The sequence below is a fragment of the Pseudomonas sp. PvP089 genome, assembly GCF_017875165.1.
Lineage (GTDB): Bacteria > Pseudomonadota > Gammaproteobacteria > Pseudomonadales > Pseudomonadaceae > Aquipseudomonas > Aquipseudomonas fortuita.
Genome location: NZ_JAGGME010000001.1, coordinates 3,211,336 through 3,228,309, shown reverse-complemented (window position 1 = coordinate 3,228,309; position 16,974 = coordinate 3,211,336). Strand labels below are relative to the sequence as shown.

The 16,974-nt window shown below is 64.4% G+C and carries 11 protein-coding genes; 7 read left to right on the top strand and 4 right to left on the bottom strand.

Annotated elements, in window-relative coordinates:
- Window positions 1-80 precede the first annotated feature (80 nt).
- Genes nrfB through J3A71_RS14755 form a run of 4 tightly spaced genes read left to right on the top strand, consistent with a single transcriptional unit; the run spans window position 81 to window position 7,235 of the window.
- Complete coding sequence (gene nrfB, locus J3A71_RS14770) at window positions 81-2,255, top strand: cyclic di-3',5'-guanylate-activated glycosyltransferase NrfB (RefSeq protein ID WP_060517907.1); 2,175 nt, start codon at window positions 81-83, stop codon at window positions 2,253-2,255.
- Entirely contained in the window at window positions 2,252-5,257 is a 3,006-nt protein-coding gene (locus tag J3A71_RS14765) for a phage receptor (RefSeq protein WP_209952984.1), read from the top strand. Before nrfB ends, J3A71_RS14765 begins: the two co-directional genes overlap by 4 nt.
- Entirely contained in the window at window positions 5,257-6,096 is an 840-nt protein-coding gene (locus tag J3A71_RS14760) for a DUF4434 family protein (RefSeq protein WP_096426126.1), read from the top strand. The genes J3A71_RS14765 and J3A71_RS14760 overlap by 1 nt, the downstream gene beginning before the upstream one ends.
- A 47-nt stretch (window positions 6,097-6,143) precedes the next feature.
- Window positions 6,144-7,235: a GGDEF domain-containing protein gene (locus J3A71_RS14755; RefSeq protein ID WP_096426127.1), complete on the top strand. Its 1,092-nt coding sequence runs from the start codon at window positions 6,144-6,146 to the stop codon at window positions 7,233-7,235.
- Window positions 7,236-7,350: 115 nt separating this feature from the next.
- On the opposite strand, the gene J3A71_RS14750 is transcribed toward J3A71_RS14755, so the two are convergent.
- Both J3A71_RS14750 and J3A71_RS14745 read right to left on the bottom strand, forming a co-directional pair.
- A complete protein-coding gene (locus J3A71_RS14750; RefSeq protein ID WP_016487320.1) occupies window positions 7,351-8,649 on the bottom strand; it encodes an ATP-binding protein in 1,299 nt (432 codons plus the stop codon).
- Window positions 8,650-8,655: 6 nt separating this feature from the next.
- Complete coding sequence (locus J3A71_RS14745; protein ID WP_016487321.1) at window positions 8,656-9,357, bottom strand: response regulator transcription factor; 702 nt, start codon at window positions 9,355-9,357, stop codon at window positions 8,656-8,658.
- 271 nt (window positions 9,358-9,628) lie between these two features.
- On the opposite strand from J3A71_RS14745, the gene J3A71_RS14740 reads away from it, so the two are divergent.
- Both J3A71_RS14740 and J3A71_RS14735 read left to right on the top strand, forming a co-directional pair.
- Entirely contained in the window at window positions 9,629-10,804 is a 1,176-nt protein-coding gene (locus tag J3A71_RS14740; protein WP_060517917.1) for an efflux RND transporter periplasmic adaptor subunit, read from the top strand.
- Between the two features lie 11 nt (window positions 10,805-10,815).
- Window positions 10,816-13,941 carry an efflux RND transporter permease subunit gene (locus J3A71_RS14735; RefSeq protein ID WP_096426128.1) on the top strand — a complete coding sequence of 1,042 codons (3,126 nt, stop codon included), beginning with the start codon at window positions 10,816-10,818 and terminating at the stop codon, window positions 13,939-13,941.
- A 64-nt stretch (window positions 13,942-14,005) separates the two neighbouring features.
- Here the strand turns inward: J3A71_RS14735 and J3A71_RS14730 are convergent, their stop codons facing one another.
- The gene (locus J3A71_RS14730; RefSeq protein ID WP_060517921.1) at window positions 14,006-14,287 is read right to left on the bottom strand and encodes an HU family DNA-binding protein; all 282 of its coding nucleotides are present in this window, start codon (window positions 14,285-14,287) and stop codon (window positions 14,006-14,008) included.
- A 186-nt stretch (window positions 14,288-14,473) separates the two neighbouring features.
- On the opposite strand from J3A71_RS14730, the gene mobA reads away from it, so the two are divergent.
- On the top strand, window positions 14,474-15,049 hold the full coding sequence (gene mobA, locus J3A71_RS14725) for a molybdenum cofactor guanylyltransferase MobA (protein ID WP_096426129.1): 576 nt from the start codon (window positions 14,474-14,476) through the stop codon (window positions 15,047-15,049).
- Between the two features lie 157 nt (window positions 15,050-15,206).
- Here mobA and J3A71_RS14720 read toward each other — a convergent pair whose 3' ends face one another.
- Window positions 15,207-16,880 carry a fatty acid CoA ligase family protein gene (locus J3A71_RS14720; RefSeq protein ID WP_096426130.1) on the bottom strand — a complete coding sequence of 558 codons (1,674 nt, stop codon included), beginning with the start codon at window positions 16,878-16,880 and terminating at the stop codon, window positions 15,207-15,209.
- Window positions 16,881-16,974 lie beyond the last annotated feature (94 nt).

Sequence of the window (16,974 nt, the reverse complement as noted above, 5' to 3'; positions counted from 1 at the left end):
CGTCATTTTGTACAACTTCGTCGAGGGAACCGAGCGAGGATAAGGACGATGGCCCACTCTGCCGTGCCGGTGACTGCCCCATGAGCCTGGCATTCATCGATTTTCTCACCTATGTGCTATTCGGTCTGAAGATCCTGGCGATCATGCTTGCCTCGTTGATGTTCCTGCTCGGCCTGGACGACCTGTTCATCGACCTGTGCTACTGGGGGCGCAAGTTGATACGGCGTTTTCGCATCTACGACAAGCATCAAAGGGCCGACGAGAAGCGCTTGTTCGAAGTCCCGGAAAAACCTTTGGCCATCATGGTCCCGGCCTGGAACGAAGTCGGCGTAGTGGGTGAAATGGCTCGCCTGGCAGCCTCGACCATCGACTACGAGAACTACCAGATCTTCGTCGGCACCTACCCCAACGACCCACAAACCCAGGCCGATGTGGACGCGGTGTGCCTGCATTACCCCAACGTGCACAAAGTGGTGTGCGCACGCCCTGGCCCCACCAGCAAGGCTGACTGCCTGAACAACATCATCGACGCCTTGCTGCGCTTCCAGCAGGACGCTGGCATCGAGTTTGCCGGTTTCATCCTGCATGACGCCGAAGACGTGATCTCGCCCATGGAGCTGCGGCTGTTCAACTACCTGCTGCCGAACAAAGACATGATCCAGATCCCGGTCTATCCCTACGCACCGGAATGGAAAGGCTTTACCGCCGGCCACTATGTCGACGAATTTGCCGAAAACCACGGCAAGGACGTCATCGTCCGCGAAGCACTGACCGGTCAGGTGCCCAGCGCCGGCGTCGGCACCTGCTTCAGCCGCCGGGCCATCGGCGCGCTGCTGGAGGACGGCGACGGCATTGCCTTCGACGTCCAGAGCCTTACTGAAGACTACGACATTGGCTTTCGGCTGAAGCAAAAGGGCATGAAGTGCATTTTTGCCCGCTATTCCATCACCGACCCGGCACTGACCCTGAAGCAGGCATGGCGTCCGGGCATGAGCCGGGCGTTTTCGCAGGTGATCTGCGTGCGCGAGCACTTCCCGCGTGACTGGCAGCATGCCATCCGGCAGAAGTCGCGCTGGATCGTGGGTATCGTGTTCCAAGGCACCAGCAACCTCGGCTGGAGCCGCACAGGGGCGCTTAACTACTTCCTCTGGCGCGACCGCCGTGGGCTGTTCGCCTATCTGCTGAGCTTTTTGGTCAACTTGTTGTTGCTGGTGTTGCTGGCCATGTGGCTGGTGACGGTGATTGCGCCGGATGCATGGCGCTTCATGTCAATCCTCAGCGACAGCTGGCTGCTGTCCACCTTGCTGTGGCTGAACGGGCTGCTGCTGTTGAACCGCCTGTTCCAGCGGGGCTGGTTCGTCACCCGTTTCTACGGCATCGGCGAAGGTTTGCTGTCGGCACCGCGGATGATGTGGAGCAACTTCGTCAACTTCTTCGCCAACCTGCGGGCCCTGCGCCAGGTGATGGAAATGGGTGACTCGCGCCGCGTGGCCTGGGACAAGACCACCCATGAATTTCCCGCCATCGCCGCCCCTGCCCGCACGCCGCTGGGCCAGCGTCTGGTGGCCAAGGGGCTGATCAATGACGAACAGCTGCAACAGGCACTCACCAGCCCGGTACGCCGGCGCCTGGGACGCGAACTGCTGCTGCGTGGCTGGGTAACCAGCGAGCAACTGGTGGCCACCCTGGCCGAGCAGCTGGACTTGCCCTGGGCGCCCTTGAACCCGTTCAAGCTCGACCCGCAATTGATCGCCAAACTGCCGCGCAAGCTGGCCACCCACTATGCGGTGCTGCCGGTAGACGAAGACGGTGACACGCTGATCCTGGCCAGCGAGAGCCCTGTCAGCCAAGTCTCGCTGGGGGTGATCAGCCGCCACCTTAAACGCCCGGTCACAGCACGCCTGGCGCCTCAGGGCCGTGTGACACTGGGCCTGCGCTATCACTACCCCAGTCCCTGGCAGAAGCCAGAAACCCGCGCCATGCTGGCCGTGCTTGAACGCCACCAGGACAATGAGGCGCTGCTGGAACGGGTTAGCCATCACCAGGTCATGCTCGGCGCGCTGCTGCAGGTGCGCGGCATGGTCCCTGTGACCCTGTTCAACCAGGCTTTGATCGACTTTGACCCCGAACACCAAAGCCTCGGCGAGCACCTGATTGCCCGCGGCATCATCACCGAGCAGGTGCTGGAACAGGCCCTGATCGAACAGGCCAGTGAACAGCAGGCCGCCATTGATCTGACCCGGGAGGTGGCATGAAGCCGCGCGTTTCCCTCACCTTTACTGGCCTGTTGCTGTGCGCCGCCGCCCTGCCTGTTGCGGCTTCGACGCCGATGACCGACTTCCAGCGGTTCACCAGTTTCCCGTTCATGGACCGCAGCTATCGCGAAGCCAGGAAAGACAACTGGGCCGAGGTGGAGCGCCTGACCCGCCACGTGCTGGGGCGAGTGCCCAACAACGACGAGGCCCGCGCACTGCTGGTAGAGGCCCTGGCCCATCAACGCCGCTACAAGGAAGCCCAAGCGCAGGCCGAACAGCTGGGCGGCAGCCCCGAATACGCGGACGCCCTGCTGGAACTGCGCCTGACCTGGATCGAACAGGACCCACCGCCCGCCAGCCAGGTGGAACAATGGCTGGCGGCCAGTGAGGGTAATCAGCGCGTGCGCCTGTGGCAGGCCTACAGCCTGAGCCTGGCCAAATTCGGCGGTGCGGGTAAGGCGCTGGACTGGCTCAGCCAGTTGCCCCCCAGGGGTGACGGCCAGGTATTGCGCCTGGCTCGGGCCAACTTCGCCGAACAACTACGCAACTGGCAGGAAACCATCGAGCAACTGCAGCCGCTCGCCGACAAGGGCCAGTTGCCCGCCGAAGACTGGCAACGCCTGGCCAATGCCTATGTCCAGCAGGTGAACGAAAAAGGGCTGAACAAGCTGCTGGCCAGCGCGCCCTCCCCTCAAGCGGCGGATCAGGCGCGCCTGGCCATGGCCAACCGCGCTATCGCCGTGGGTCACAACCAGCAAGCCCAGCGCTGGTTGCAGTCGCTGTCGCCCGATCAGCTGAATCAGCCCGACCAGCGTCAACAGCTGTGGGAGCTGGCCCGCGAAGGTGATGATGCGGCACTGGTGCGCCGCCTGAGCAACGACCTGCAGCGCCCCTGCCTGGACACCGTCGACTGGCTGTCACGCCATGACCCGAACCTGGCCCGCGAACAGTTCAAAGGCTGCACACCCACCACCGACACACGCGCCTACGCCGTGCTCAAGCAACGCCTGTATGGCGACCCGCCGCAACCCCCACAACCGCGCACAGCCAGCGAATGGGAAAACCGCTACCGGCAAAGTGGCGACCTGGCCGCACTGGAGCAAGCTACGTTTCTGCTGGTGGAACAGGGCCAGGCCGGACACGCCCGGCAACTGCTGGAACAGGCCTACGATCGCCGTCAGGGCCGCCTCAGCCCATCGCTGTTGCAGCGCTTGGGCAACCTGTTTGCCCGCAACGATGGGCCGCTGCACAGCCACCGCATGCTCGGCCTGATCCCCCGGGTCGATGCCAGTACCCGTGCCCAGTTGCTCGGCCGTCTGGCCGAGGCCGGCCAGTGCGACGCCGTTCGCCAGGCGGTGCCGGCCACCCCCCGCGAGCCCGGCCAGTACCGCGCCCTGGGCCGCTGCGCTATGCCCGACCAACCCGGTGAAGCGGTGGTCTACTACCAGGCCGGCGAACGCCTGGGCGACGCCGGCAACCGCCTGGCGTTGGCCTATGCACTTGAAGCGGCCGGCGATTCCGAAGCCGCGCTGCCTATCTGGCGCAGCCTGCCGGACAGCGCCTGGACCGACAACGCCCGCCTCACGGCCGCCGGTGGCGCGCTAGACGCAGGCGACGCTGACGCGGCCCGCCGCTATTGGGACGCTGCCGCACACCACAGCGCCGATGACTGGGCACTGGGCGCAGCCATTGCCCAGCGCCAAGGCGATTACCAGGCTGCTTTGGGGTTTCAGCGCCAGGCACTGGCAAGCAGCCCACGAGCCGACCACTACTACGCCGCGGCCAGCACCGCGCAGCTGGCCGGCGACAGCGCCCAGAGCATGGCCTGGCTCGCCCAAGCCGTGCGCCTGGCCCCCGATCAGCCGCGTTACCGCGCCGACTACGGCATGCGCCTGGCCGGCTCGACAGACAAGGCCCAGCGCCGCCAGTCGATCCCCTACCTGACGCGTGCCACCCACGACTTCCCCGAGGACTATCGCCTCGGCGAAACCCTGGCCTTGCGCTACGACGAAGCTGAAGACAGCGCCTCAGCCCGCAGCGAACTGCGCCGCATCCTCGATGTGGAGCAGAACCTGGTCGCCGGTGACGATGAATACGGCAGCCTGGAAGCCCGCAAATACCGCCAGCGCCGTGCCCACGAAAGCCTGTCACGGCGTGACACCATCACCCTGGCCAGCACCTGGTCACCCGCCGGCACCTCGACCAACGACAAGTTTCTCGACAACGGCCAGCGCAGCGGCAGCTCACGCCGTGCCCAATCGCAGAACGTGCAGTTAGCCATGTGGGACCATGCCCTGGGCGAAGAACCCAGCCGCAACGGCAGCACGCTGTCGGTGTATGGCCGGGTACTGTTCGGTGGCCAGAGCCGCACCGACTATGCGCAAAGCATGGGTACCGGGGTCGGCCTGCGTTACAAACCGCTCGGCCAGGCCAACCTCAACCTGTACGCCGAGCTGTACCACCAGCGGCAGATCGACGAAGCGCACTACCGCGGCCTGAGCCTTGGCCAGTTGCTGAGCCCGGCCAAGGTCGGCGGCAACTGGGGCGACCTGTGCCACAATGCCGAATCGAGCAACGACCTGCTGCTACGCGCCACCGCCTCGTTCCTCGACCAGGGCAACTGGCGCAATGACTGGCGTGTGGATGAAGACGACTGGAACGAGCGCTTTCTCTACCTCGACGCGGCCTGGTGGACACGCGCCGGGGACCACGCCTGGCTGTCACGCTACCAGCAAGGCCACGCCTGGAAGCTACCCGGCAGCTCCCCGCAAACCCTCATGCCCTATGGCTTTGTCGAGTTTTCCAGCCAGGACCCGAGCAACGACTGGCGTCAGGACGCCCGGGCCGGGGTTGGCGTGCGCTGGCAATGGTGGTTTGATGACGATCGCTATAACGCCTACCGTGGCTCACTGAAAGTGCGTGCCGAGTACCAGCAGTCGCTGGGCGGCAACCTTTACCAGCGCGCCAACGGCGTGCTGGTCGGTGCGGAGATGACCTTCTGATGCGTACGCTCCTCGCCATCTGCCTGTTTGCCGTGTGCCTGCCTGCCACCGCCGACCAGCGCCTGTTCTACCAACCGCTCAACCGCGATGCCACTGTCACCCCCGCCCAGTGGCAACAACTGTGGCATGCCACCGTGGCCCAGGGCGGCAACACCCTGATCGTGCAATGGAGCGCCTATGGCGACAGCGACTTCGGCGGCGCCCAAGGCTGGCTGGCCAGCAGCCTGCGCAGCGCCCGTGCACAAGGCTTGCGGTTGGTGCTGGGCCTCTACATGGACCCCGCCTACTACAAACGCCTGGACGAGCTGGACGGCGAGGGCCTGAACAGCTATTGGAAAGCGCAGCTGGGGCGCTCACTCAGCCAGCACCAGCAACTGCGTCAGGCCTGGCAATTGCCGGTGGAGGGCTGGTACCTGCCCATGGAACTGGACGACCAGCATTTTCGCGACCCCGCGCGTCGCGAAGCGCTGTACAGCCAGTTACAGGCCTTCAACCGCCAACTGGACAAGCCTCTGCACATCAGTGCCTTCAGCGCAGGCAAGCTGTCGCCCCGGGTCAATGGCGCCTGGCTGGATCAACTGGCAGGCCTGGGCTTGACTGTGTGGTGGCAGGATGGCGCCGGCACCGGGCGATTACCGCCGTTGGTGCGCCAGGGTTACGAACAGGCCTTGCCGTGCCGAATAGGTGTAGTGCGCGAGGCGTTTCGCCAGGTGAGTGTGCCAGGTCAGGCATTCAGGGCTGAGCCTGCCGAGCCGACGCTGGTTGGCGGGTGCCATCTCGAGGCGGTGTTTGACTTGCGCTACCGGCCCTGGGCCCGGGGTGTTTTGCCACAGAATTGAGTCGCCAGGGCCAGCCCTGGCAAAGCAGTACCCCCAGGAGCTCCTCCATGCTCAAGACCATCGAGGAACACGTACGCAAACAGGTCGCCCCCGCCGCCCTGCGCGCCGAGTTCCGCCAGCACGAATTCGAGTCCATGCGCCCGTTCTGCCTGTTGGTGTTCTGCATCAGTCTCCTGATCTGGCTGGTCTTCGACCTTATCGTCAGCTTCCTCGGTGGCCAAGGTTTTACCTGGCTGTCATGCGTGTTCATTGCCTTGCTCGGCAGCCTGACCGTGGTGCTGCGTTTCACACACCGCAGCCACCACTTTGATGTACTTAACCTGCTGTTCATCACCGTCATCACCCTGGGCATGCGCCTGGTGATCGAAGGCCTCCCGGTGTCCCTGCGCCCGGTGTGGCTGATCCTCGGGGTCTCCACCGTGTTGTATGCCATGTCGGTGCTGCCGGTGCGGCGCTGGTCATTTTTCTGCGCCATGGCCATCACCTGGGTGATGCTCAGTCCGTTCTACCACACCCGCATGGAGCCGGACGCGGTCGAAGGCGCCATGTTGATCAGCTACGCAGTGTTTCTCAGCGGCCTGGTCAGCTACAGCTACCTGCAAATCCGCAAAGCCAAGCTGCACAACTTCTACCTGTCCAAGGTGCTGCTGGAGCAGGCCTACATAGACGCCCTGACCGACATTCCCAACCGCCGGTCGTTCATGGCCCAGGCCGACCGTCAGCTGCGCATGGCCTCGTCCGGGCAATACCTGGCGATGATCGATATCGACAACTTCAAGCGGGTCAATGACCTCTTCGGTCATGACGTCGGCGACGAGGTACTCAAGCGCGTGGCCCTGCATATCAAGGCGAGCATGGCCGGTCATGCATTTGCCCGACTGGGCGGTGAAGAGTTCGCGATCTTCCTGCAAGGGCTGGACCAGCAGGGTGCCGAGCAGCAGGTGGCGGCGCTGTGCCAACGGGTGCGCGAGGACAGGGGCGAGCATCCGGTAACCATCAGCATAGGCCTGGCTCGGGTGGACCGGAGCGACAGCCTGACCACAGCGCTGGTCCGCGCCGACCAGGCATTGTATGAAGCCAAGCACAGCGGCAAAGACCGGGTCGTGCTGTGGACTACACAGTTGGCGGCACAGGGTTAGCAGGCCCGGCCTCTTCGCGGGTGAACCCGCTCCCACAGGGACCGCACAGATTTTGAACGCTGTGGCATACCTGTGGGAGCGGGTTTACCCGCGAAGAGGCCGGTACAGCCACCCATCACCCCGCAGGCAAGCGAATCCTGAACTGCGCCCCGCCCAGCGCCGACTGCGCTACCGTCAAGGTGCCGCCCTGGCCTTCGATCGCTCGCCGGCTGATCGCCAGCCCCAGGCCAAACCCGCCGGTGTTGCGGTCGCGGCTGCGATCCAGCCGGTAGAACGGCTGGAAAATCCGCTCCCGCTCCTCTACCGGTATGCCGATCCCGTCATCTTCAACCGTGAGCAAACAGGCGCCATCGTCCTCCAGCCGCAAGCGCAACAACAGGCTTTCGTCGCAATAGCGCATGGCATTGCGCACCAGGTTCTGCACCGCCCGCGCCGTCAGCCGTGGGTCCAGCACAAACCGGGGCAAATTGCCCTCGGCCCGTACTTCCCACTGGATACCTCGGCCATCAAGCTCTTCGGCAAAACCGCCGAGTACGCTGTCGACCAGTTCCAGCAACGACACTTCGACCCGCTCGCGGGCCTGGTCGGCGTTATACAGGCGGCTGTAGGACAGCAGCTCCAGCACCAGCTCATCCAGCTCACGCACATGCCCCACCAGTTCCAGCAGGCGCTTGCGGCTGGCCGGCGGCACTTCGTCGAACAGCAGCACCAGGCCGAAGTCCAGGCGGGTCAGCGGCGTGCGCAGCTCATGGGACACCGCATTGAGCAACTCGCGCTGCTGGTTGACATGGCGCTCCAGGTCACTGGCCATGGTGTCGAACACCCCGGCCAACTCACCAATGTTGGAATGCGGCGAAATGTGTGTGCGCTCGGCCATCTGCCCCTGGCCCAGGCGCCGGGCGGTTTCCTTCAGGCGCTCAAGGTCGCGCCAGTGCGGCCACACCCATAACAGCAGGCAGCCCAGCATGGCCGCACCGATCAGCACGGTCACGCCCCACGACAACACATTGATGTCCAGCGGGTCTGGCGGTGCATGCAGGCGCACCAGCCACTGCTTGTCCAGCGGTGCCAGCACCGTTTCGTAGTAGCCCCACTCGGCAATGCGCACGGCGTACTGGCCGTGTTCCAGGCGCGCCTGCTCATCCGCGCTCAGTTCGGCCTGGTCCATGCGCAGCAGCTTCACTTCCAGCGGGGCGAACGCACTGGCCAGGTCCTGCTCCACGGCCGGCCACTGCTCGCGCGGGGCCTGGTGGAACTGGCGCACGATCAACGATTGCACGCCTTTGGCCTGGTCCAGGTTGTAGGCCATGAAGCGCTCCTGGAACAGGCCGACGATGGTGTCAGGAATGAGCAGCAGCGCACCGGCGTAGGCGACAATGATCACCAGGTACAACCGCACCAGGATCTTGAGCATGGCCGGTCAGCACTCCCACTCGACGCGGCTGAACAGGTAGCCCTTGCCCCACACCGTCTTGATCTTGCGCGCTTCGCCGGCGTTATCGTCAAACTTGCGCCGCAGCTTGGAGATGGCCACGTCTACCGAACGGTCAGTGCCGTTGAACTCGATACCGCGCAGCTGCTGCAAGATGCGGTCGCGATTCAGCACTTCTCCGGCATTGCGCGCCAGTACCACCAGCAGGTTGTATTCGCCGCTGGACAACTCCACCTCTTCGCCGCGCCAGCTGACCGTGCGCTCGGCCAGGTCGATGCGCAGGCCTCCAATCAGGATCAGGTCGTTATCCAGCCGCGGCTCGTTGACGCTGCTGCGCCGCAGCAGCGTGCGCACGCGGGCCAGCAGCACGCGCGGCTCGCAGGGTTTGGTCACATAGTCGTCGGCGCCCATTTCCAGGCCCAGTACCTGATCATGGCTGTCGTCGCGGGCGGTGAGCATCAGGATCGGCAGGTTCTGCGACTCCTGGCGCAGCAGGCGGCACAGTTGCAAACCATCGATACCCGGCAGCATCAGGTCGAGGATGACCAGGTCGGGCTTTTGCCGACGATATTCGTCCAGCACATGGTCGCCCCGGGCGATCACCTGGACATGGAAGTCGTTGCGTTGCAGGTAGCTGGCGATCAGCTCGGACAGGGCGCTGTCGTCTTCGACCAGGAAAATATTCGGCATAGGTGCTTGGGATCTAGGTTGTGGTAGACCTCACTGGTCTCTTCGCGGGCTTGCCCGCTCCCACAGGGGCCGCACAGAGTCTGAAACCTGTGCAATACCTGTGGGAGCGGGCAAGCCCGCGAAGAGGCCAGTACAGGTATGCGCAGAATATAGAACCCAACCGCTCGAAAGGATTGTTCTTCACACTTTTTCACACTCGCCCTACAGGTATTAACAGCCGCACGGGCTACACCTGCCGTACCATTGCCCCGGTCATCATCGGAAGATCCGTATGCCTACTACCCTCCCCCCACGCCTGCGCCCTGTGGCGCTCATGGCGTTTCTGAGCCTGTCCCTGGCCGGCTGTGGCGACAGCGCCGAGCAAGACGAGCAAGCCCCCACCCCGCAAGTGCGGGTAGAAACCCTGCAACTGCAGCCACTGGCCATCAGCAGCGAACTCAGCGGCCGCATCCTGGCGCCGCGCACCGCCGAAGTGCGCGCGCGTGTCGCGGGTGTGGTACTCAAGCGGGTGTATCGTGAAGGCAGTGACGTCAAGCAGGGCGATGTACTGTTCCTGATCGACCCGGCGCCGTTCAAGGCCGACCATGACAGCGCCCGCGCCACCCTGGCCAAGGCCAAGGCCACCCTGTACCAGGCACGTCTGCAGGAGCAGCGCTACCGCGAGCTGGTCGACGACAAGGCCGTCAGCCGCCAGGAATACGACAACGCCCAGGCCAGCTTCCTGCAAGCCGACGCCGAAGTGGCCGCCGCCAAGGCGGCCCTGGAGCGTGCCCGCCTGAACCTTGGCTACGCCACCGTGACAGCGCCCATTTCTGGCCGCATCGGCCGTGCCCAGGTCACTGAAGGCGCACTGGTCGGCCAGAACGAGACCACCCCGCTGGCGACCATCCAGCAGTTGGACCCGATCCACGCCGACGTCACCCAGTCTACCCGCGAGCTCAATGCCCTGCGCCGCGCCTTGCGCGCAGGCGAATTGCAGCAGGTGGGCGACGGCCAGGCCCGCGCCACGCTGATCCAGGACGACGGCAGCGCCTATCCGCTGCCAGGCAAGCTGCTGTTCTCCGACATCAGCGTCGATCCCACAACCAACCAGATCACTCTGCGCAGTGAGTTCCCCAACCCGGACCTCGACCTGTTGCCCGGCAGCTACGTGCGCGTGCGCCTGGAACAGGCCGTGCAACCCAAGGGCCTGAGCGTGCCGCAGCGCGCCATCCTGCGCGACAGCGCCGGTGTCCCCAAAGTGCTGGTGGTCGACCAGCAGGCCCGGGTCAGCGACCGCCAGGTAGTGCTCGGCAGCGCCCAAGGCGACCGCTGGATTGTCAGCGAGGGCCTGGCCGCTGGCGAGCGGGTGGTGGTCGAGGGCCTGCAGCATGTCAAGGCCGGTGACCACGTGCAGGTTGAAACACCCCCCGGCGTAGCACCCATCGCTCAGCATACCGGCCAGTGAGGGCCTGATTCATGCCGCAATTCTTCATCGACCGCCCGGTATTCGCCTGGGTGGTCGCGCTGTTCATTCTGCTGGCCGGGGCGCTGGCCATTCCGCAGCTGCCCGTGGCCCAGTACCCCAACGTGGCGCCGCCGCAGGTGGAAATCTACGCCGTGTACCCCGGCGCTTCTGCGGCGACCATGGACGAAAGCGTGGTGAGCCTGATCGAGCAGGAACTCAACGGCGCCGACAACCTGCTGTACTTCGAATCGCAGAGCAGCCTGGGCAGCGCCACCATCACCGCCACCTTCGCCCCGGGTACCCACCCGGACCTGGCCCAGGTCGACGTGCAGAACCGCCTGAAGGTGGTCGAGTCGCGCCTGCCGCGGCCGGTCACCCAACAGGGCCTGCAGGTGGAGAAAGTGTCCACCGGTTTCCTGCTGCTGGGCACCCTCACCTCCGAAGACGGCAAGCTCGACGAGACCGCACTGTCGGATATTCTGGCGCGCAACGTGATGGACGAAATCCGCCGCCTCAAGGGCGTGGGCAAAGCCCAGCTGTACGGCTCGGAGCGCGCCATGCGCATCTGGATCGACCCCGGCAAGCTGATCGGCTTCAACCTCACGCCCAACGACGTGGCCGAGGCCATCGCGGCGCAGAACGCCCAGGTGGCGCCTGGCAGTATCGGCGACCTGCCCAGCCGCGACACCCAGGAAATCACCGCCAACGTGGTGGTCAAGGGCCAGCTGAGCACCCCCGAAGAATTTGCCGCCATTGTCCTGCGCGCCAACCTGGATGGCTCCACGGTCACCGTCGGTGATGTCGCCCGGGTCGAGATCGGCGCTCAGGAATACCAGTACGGCACACGGCTGAACGGCAAGCCGGCCACCGCGTTCAGCGTGCAGCTGTCGCCGGGTGCCAACGCCATGGAAACCGCCACCCTGGTGCGGGCGAAAATGCAGGACCTGGCGCGTTACTTCCCGGAAGGCGTCAAGTACGACATCCCTTATGACACCTCGCCGTTCGTCAAGGTGTCGATCGAGCAGGTCATTACCACCCTGTTCGAGGCCATGTTGCTGGTGTTCGCGGTGATGTTCCTGTTCCTGCAGAACCTGCGCTACACCCTGATCCCCACCCTGGTGGTGCCGGTGGCGCTGATGGGCACCTTCGCGGTCATGCTGGCCATGGGCTTCTCGGTCAACGTGCTGACCCTGTTCGGCATGGTGCTGGCCATCGGCATTCTGGTCGACGATGCCATCGTGGTGGTGGAAAACGTCGAGCGCATCATGGCCGAGGAAGGCCTGCCGCCCAAAGAAGCCACCCGCAAGGCCATGGGCCAGATCAGCGGAGCGATCGTCGGCATCACCCTGGTGCTGGTGGCGGTGTTCCTGCCAATGGCCTTCATGCAAGGCTCGGTGGGGGTGATCTACCAGCAGTTCTCGCTGTCGATGGCGGTGTCGATCCTGTTCTCGGCATTCCTGGCCCTCAGCCTCACCCCGGCATTGTGCGCCACGCTGCTTAAACCGGTGGCCAAGGGTGAGCACCATGAACGCAAGGGCTTCTTCGGCTGGTTCAACCGCCGTTTTGAAAACCTGAGCAACGGCTATCAGCGCTGGGTGGTACAGGCGCTCAAGCGCAGCGGCCGCTACCTGCTGCTGTACGCGGTACTAATGGCGGTGCTGGGCTATGGCTTCAGCCAGTTGCCCACGGCGTTCTTGCCCACCGAAGACCAGGGCTACACCATCACCGACATCCAGCTGCCACCAGGGGCCAGCCGCATGCGCACTGAACAGGTGGCTGCGCAAATCGAGGCACACAACGCCGAAGAACCCGGCGTAGGCAACACCACCGTGATCCTCGGCTTCAGCTTCTCCGGTAGCGGGCAAAACGCGGCACTGACCTTCACAACCCTCAAAGACTGGTCCGAGCGCGGTGCCGACGACAGCGCCCAGTCGATTGCCGACCGTGCCAGCGCGGCCTTCTCCCAGCTTAAGGACGCCGTGGCGTTTTCGGTCCTGCCGCCGCCTATCGACGGCCTGGGCGAGTCGACCGGCTTCGAGTTCCGCCTGCAGGACCGTGGCGGTATGGGCCACGCTGCGCTGATGGCTGCCCGCGACACGCTGCTGGCCAATGCGGGCAACAGCAAGGTACTGACCAACGTGCGCGAAGCGTCGCTGGCCGAAAGCCCGCAAGTGCAGCTGGAAATCGACCGCCGCCAGGCCAATGCCCTGGGGGTGTCGTTTGCCGATATCGGCTCGGTGCTGGACGTGGCGGTGGGCTCCAGCTACGTCAACGACTTCCCCAACCAAGGCCGCATGCAGCGGGTGGTGGTGCAGGCCGAGGGCGACCAGCGCAGCCAGGTCGAAGACTTGCTGAAAATCCACGTGCGCAACAACAGCGGCAAGATGGTGCCACTGGGCGCATTCGTGCAGGCCAGGTGGGTCAGCGGCCCCGTGCAGTTGACCCGTTACAACGGCTACCCGGCGGTGTCGATCTCCGGTGAGCCGGCAGCCGGCCACAGTTCGGGCGAAGCCATGGCCGAAATCGAACGCCTGGTGGCTCAGCTGCCGCCCGGCGCCGGCCTGGAGTGGACCGGCCTGTCGCTGCAAGAGCGCTTGTCCGGCAGCCAGGCACCGATGCTGATGGCATTGTCGTTACTGATCGTGTTCCTGTGCCTGGCAGCGCTGTACGAAAGCTGGTCGATCCCGACTGCCGTGCTGCTGGTGGTACCGCTCGGCATGCTCGGTGCAGTGCTGGCCGTGACCCTGCGCGGCATGCCCAACGACGTGTTCTTCAAGGTTGGCCTGATTACCCTGATCGGCCTGTCGGCAAAGAACGCCATCTTGATCATCGAGTTCGCCAAGCACCTGGTCGACCAGGGCATGGACGCCGCAGACGCCGCCGTGCAGGCCGCCCGCCTGCGCCTGCGGCCGATCGTGATGACCTCGCTGGCGTTCATCCTCGGCGTGGTACCCCTGGCCATCGCCAGCGGCGCCAGTTCGGCCAGCCAGCAAGCTATTGGTACCGGGGTGATTGGCGGCATGCTGAGCGCCACGTTGGCGGTGGTGTTCGTGCCGGTGTTCTTCGTGGTGGTGATGCGCCTTGCGGGCAGGGGCACAGCCGAACCCGCTAGCGAGACTCTGCCCAGCGGGCATTGAATGCCATGAGCAAGGGGGCCCCGCCCCCTTTCCCTCACTTGCGCGGCTTGGCCTTCTGATCGGGTTACTCGCTGAAATTGACGGTATCCTTCAAGCTTTTGCCGGGGACGAACTTGGCCTTGGTCGCTGCAGCAATCTGCATCGGCTTGCCAGTTTGCGGATTACGCCCGGCTCGCGCTTTTGTTTGCTCGGTTTTAAAGGTCCCAAAGCCCACCAGGGCCACCTCATTGCCCTCACTGAGTGATACCTTGACTGCATCGATAAACGCGTCAACCACTTTTTGTGCGGTTGCCTTGTTCAAGTCGGCGCGTTGCGCCACGTCTGCTACCAGTTGCGATTTGTTCAAGTGTCTCTCCTCATTAAAATTCTCGGCACCATCGCGATACCAGGCTTGCAGCCTTATTGAAGGACGAGATCGTGATCGGCACAACTGGCAAAAATGTCAGGTCGGTTCAACCCGGGCGAAGGCGTTCTGGACAACTGTTGCAGGCCGTGGGAGGGTTGCTTTCTCCCATTGCCTAGAGTTGAAATCATGACCAACCCCTTGCCCCCCAGTTCAGCCCTGATCCTCGCCGGCGGCCGCGGACAGCGCATGGGCGGGCGTGACAAGGGCCTGGTCTACTGGCAAGGCGAACCACTGATTGCGCACGTTCATCGTGTGGTGCGGCCGCTGAGCGACGACCTGGTAATTTCCTGTAACCGCAACCAGCCCGCTTACCGGGCATATGCAGACCAGTTGGTGGGCGATGCAGAAGCCGACTTCCCTGGGCCGCTGGCAGGGGTGATTGCCGGGCTCAAGGTGGCTCGGCATGAGTGGGTGGTGCTGCTGGCCTGCGATGCACCGCGGGTTGACCGCGAACTGATCGAGGACCTGCTAAGGCTGGCGGAGGCCAGTGACAGTGCGGCAATGGTGCGCCAGGGCGGGTATTGGCAGCCGATGTTCAGCGTGCTACCACGGCGGTTACTGCCAATGCTGGAGCAGGCCTGGGCGACGGGAGAGCGGAGTTTGCAGAAGGCCTTGCTGCGCGAGGCGGTGCAGGGGTTGGAGTGTGCCGAGGATGATCGCCGGCTAAGCAACTTCAACAGCCCGGAACTATTGCAAGGCTAAGCACATGGCGCGGTCATTGAGCGGCCTTGTGCCGCGAAAGGGCTGCGAAGCGGCCCCGGGATTTCAGCTGTGATGCATAAATTGCTGGGGCCGCTGTGCGGCCCTTTCGCGGCACAAGGCCGCTCCTACAAAGGTCCGCGTAGCTGAGGGGTGATGGTTATCGGGAGGACAACTCCGCGACACTGATCTCGCGCATCCTGAACTTCTGCACCTTGCCGGTCACCGTCATCGGGAACTCGTCGACAAAGCGGAAGTACCGAGGCACCTTGAAGTGCGCAATCCGCGCCCTCGCCCACTCACGCAGCGCGTCTTCACTGACGGTATGCCTCGGGTGCAGGCGCACCCAGGCCACGATCTCTTCGCCGTACTTGCTGCACGGCACGCCAATCACTTGCACATCCGCCACCGCCGGGTGGGTGAAAAAGAACTCCTCCAGCTCGCGCGGGTAGATGTTCTCACCGCCGCGAATGATCATGTCCTTGCTGCGCCCCACGATACGCACATAGCCCTGTTCATCCATTACCGCCAGGTCGCCGGTGTGCATCCAGCCGTCTTCATCGATGCTCTCGGCCGTGGCCTTGGGGTTGTTCCAGTAGCCAAGCATTACGCTGTAGCCGCGGGTGCACAGTTCGCCTATCTCCCCACGCGGTACGGTATTGCCGTCGGCGTCCAGCACTTTGTTCTCCAGCCGTGGCTGCGTACGGCCGACACTGGTCACCCGGCGTTCCAGGTCATCGTCGGGCCCGGTCTGCAGCGACACCGGGCTGGTCTCGGTCATGCCATAAGCAATCTGCACCTCGGCCATGTGCATTTCGCCGATCACCCGGCGCATCACCTCGATCGGGCAGGTGGCGCCGGCCATGATCCCGGTGCGCAGGCTCGACAGGTCGAACTCCCTGCGTTGCGGGTGGTCCAGCTCGGCAATGAACATGGTCGGCACGCCATACAACGCGGTAGCCTTTTCCTCGGCCACCGCACGCAGCGTGGCCAGCGGGTCGAAGGCATCGCTGGGGTAGATCAGGGTGCTGCCGTGGGTCATGCAGCCAAGGTTGGCCATGACCATGCCGAAACAGTGATACAGCGGCACCGGCACCACCAGCCTGTCGTGCTCGGTCAGGCCCAGGCTTTCACCCACCATGTAGCCGTTGTTGAGGATATTGCTGTGGCTGAGGGTGGCGCCCTTGGGAAAACCGGTTGTGCCGGAGGTGTACTGGATGTTGATCGGGTCGTCGCAGCGCAGCTGCGCCTGGCGTTCGACCAAGGCCTGGCAGCTGACGGACTCGGCACGCGCCTGCAAGGCGTGCCAAGCCAGAAAGCCCGGTGGTGGCGAGGCAGCCAGGCTGACCACGCCGCGTAACTCGGGGAAGCGCTCGCAGGTCAGCGCGCCCGGTTGGCTGCTGGCCAGGCCAGGGACCAGGCCCTGCAGCATCGCATGGTAATCGGAAGTCTTGAACGCGTCGGCACAGATCACCCAGCGGCAGCCGGCCTGGCCGAGGGCGTAGTCCAGTTCGCTGGAGCGATAGGCCGGGTTGATGTTGACCAGGATCGCGCCGACCTTGGCGCTGGCGAACTGGGTGATGCACCACTCGGCGCAGTTGGGTGCCCAGATACCCAGCCGGTCACCGGGTTGCACGCCCAGTGCCATCAGCGCGCGGGCGTGCTGGTCGACGGCCTCGGCCAGTTGCTGCCAGGTGTAGCGCAGGGCCTGGTGGCGCACCACCAGCGCCTCGCGGTCGGGAAAGCGGGCGACGGTGGCGTCGAAGGCATCGCCAATGCATTGGGTAAGCAGGGCTTTGTCTGGATTGCCCTGGGAGTAGCTTGGCTGGGGCATGGGCACTCTCTTGTTGTTTTTGTGGGGGCTGGGCCGGCCTCTTCACAGCACAAGGCTGCTCCTACACGGGAACACGGTGTCCTGTAGGAGCAGC

Excerpts from the sequence above, each read along its gene's own strand:
- J3A71_RS14740 (WP_060517917.1), top strand. The coding sequence starts at position 9,629 with ATGCCTACTACCCTCCCCCCACGCCTGCGCCCTGTGGCGCTCATGGCG.
- mobA (WP_096426129.1), top strand. The coding sequence starts at position 14,474 with ATGACCAACCCCTTGCCCCCCAGTTCAGCCCTGATCCTCGCCGGCGGC.
- J3A71_RS14735 (WP_096426128.1), top strand. The coding sequence starts at position 10,816 with ATGCCGCAATTCTTCATCGACCGCCCGGTATTCGCCTGGGTGGTCGCG.
- J3A71_RS14750 (WP_016487320.1), bottom strand. The coding sequence starts at position 8,649 with ATGCTCAAGATCCTGGTGCGGTTGTACCTGGTGATCATTGTCGCCTAC.
- J3A71_RS14765 (WP_209952984.1), top strand. The coding sequence starts at position 2,252 with ATGAAGCCGCGCGTTTCCCTCACCTTTACTGGCCTGTTGCTGTGCGCC.
- nrfB (WP_060517907.1), top strand. The coding sequence starts at position 81 with ATGAGCCTGGCATTCATCGATTTTCTCACCTATGTGCTATTCGGTCTG.
- J3A71_RS14745 (WP_016487321.1), bottom strand. The coding sequence starts at position 9,357 with ATGCCGAATATTTTCCTGGTCGAAGACGACAGCGCCCTGTCCGAGCTG.
- J3A71_RS14720 (WP_096426130.1), bottom strand. The coding sequence starts at position 16,880 with ATGCCCCAGCCAAGCTACTCCCAGGGCAATCCAGACAAAGCCCTGCTT.
- J3A71_RS14755 (WP_096426127.1), top strand. The coding sequence starts at position 6,144 with ATGCTCAAGACCATCGAGGAACACGTACGCAAACAGGTCGCCCCCGCC.
- J3A71_RS14760 (WP_096426126.1), top strand. The coding sequence starts at position 5,257 with ATGCGTACGCTCCTCGCCATCTGCCTGTTTGCCGTGTGCCTGCCTGCC.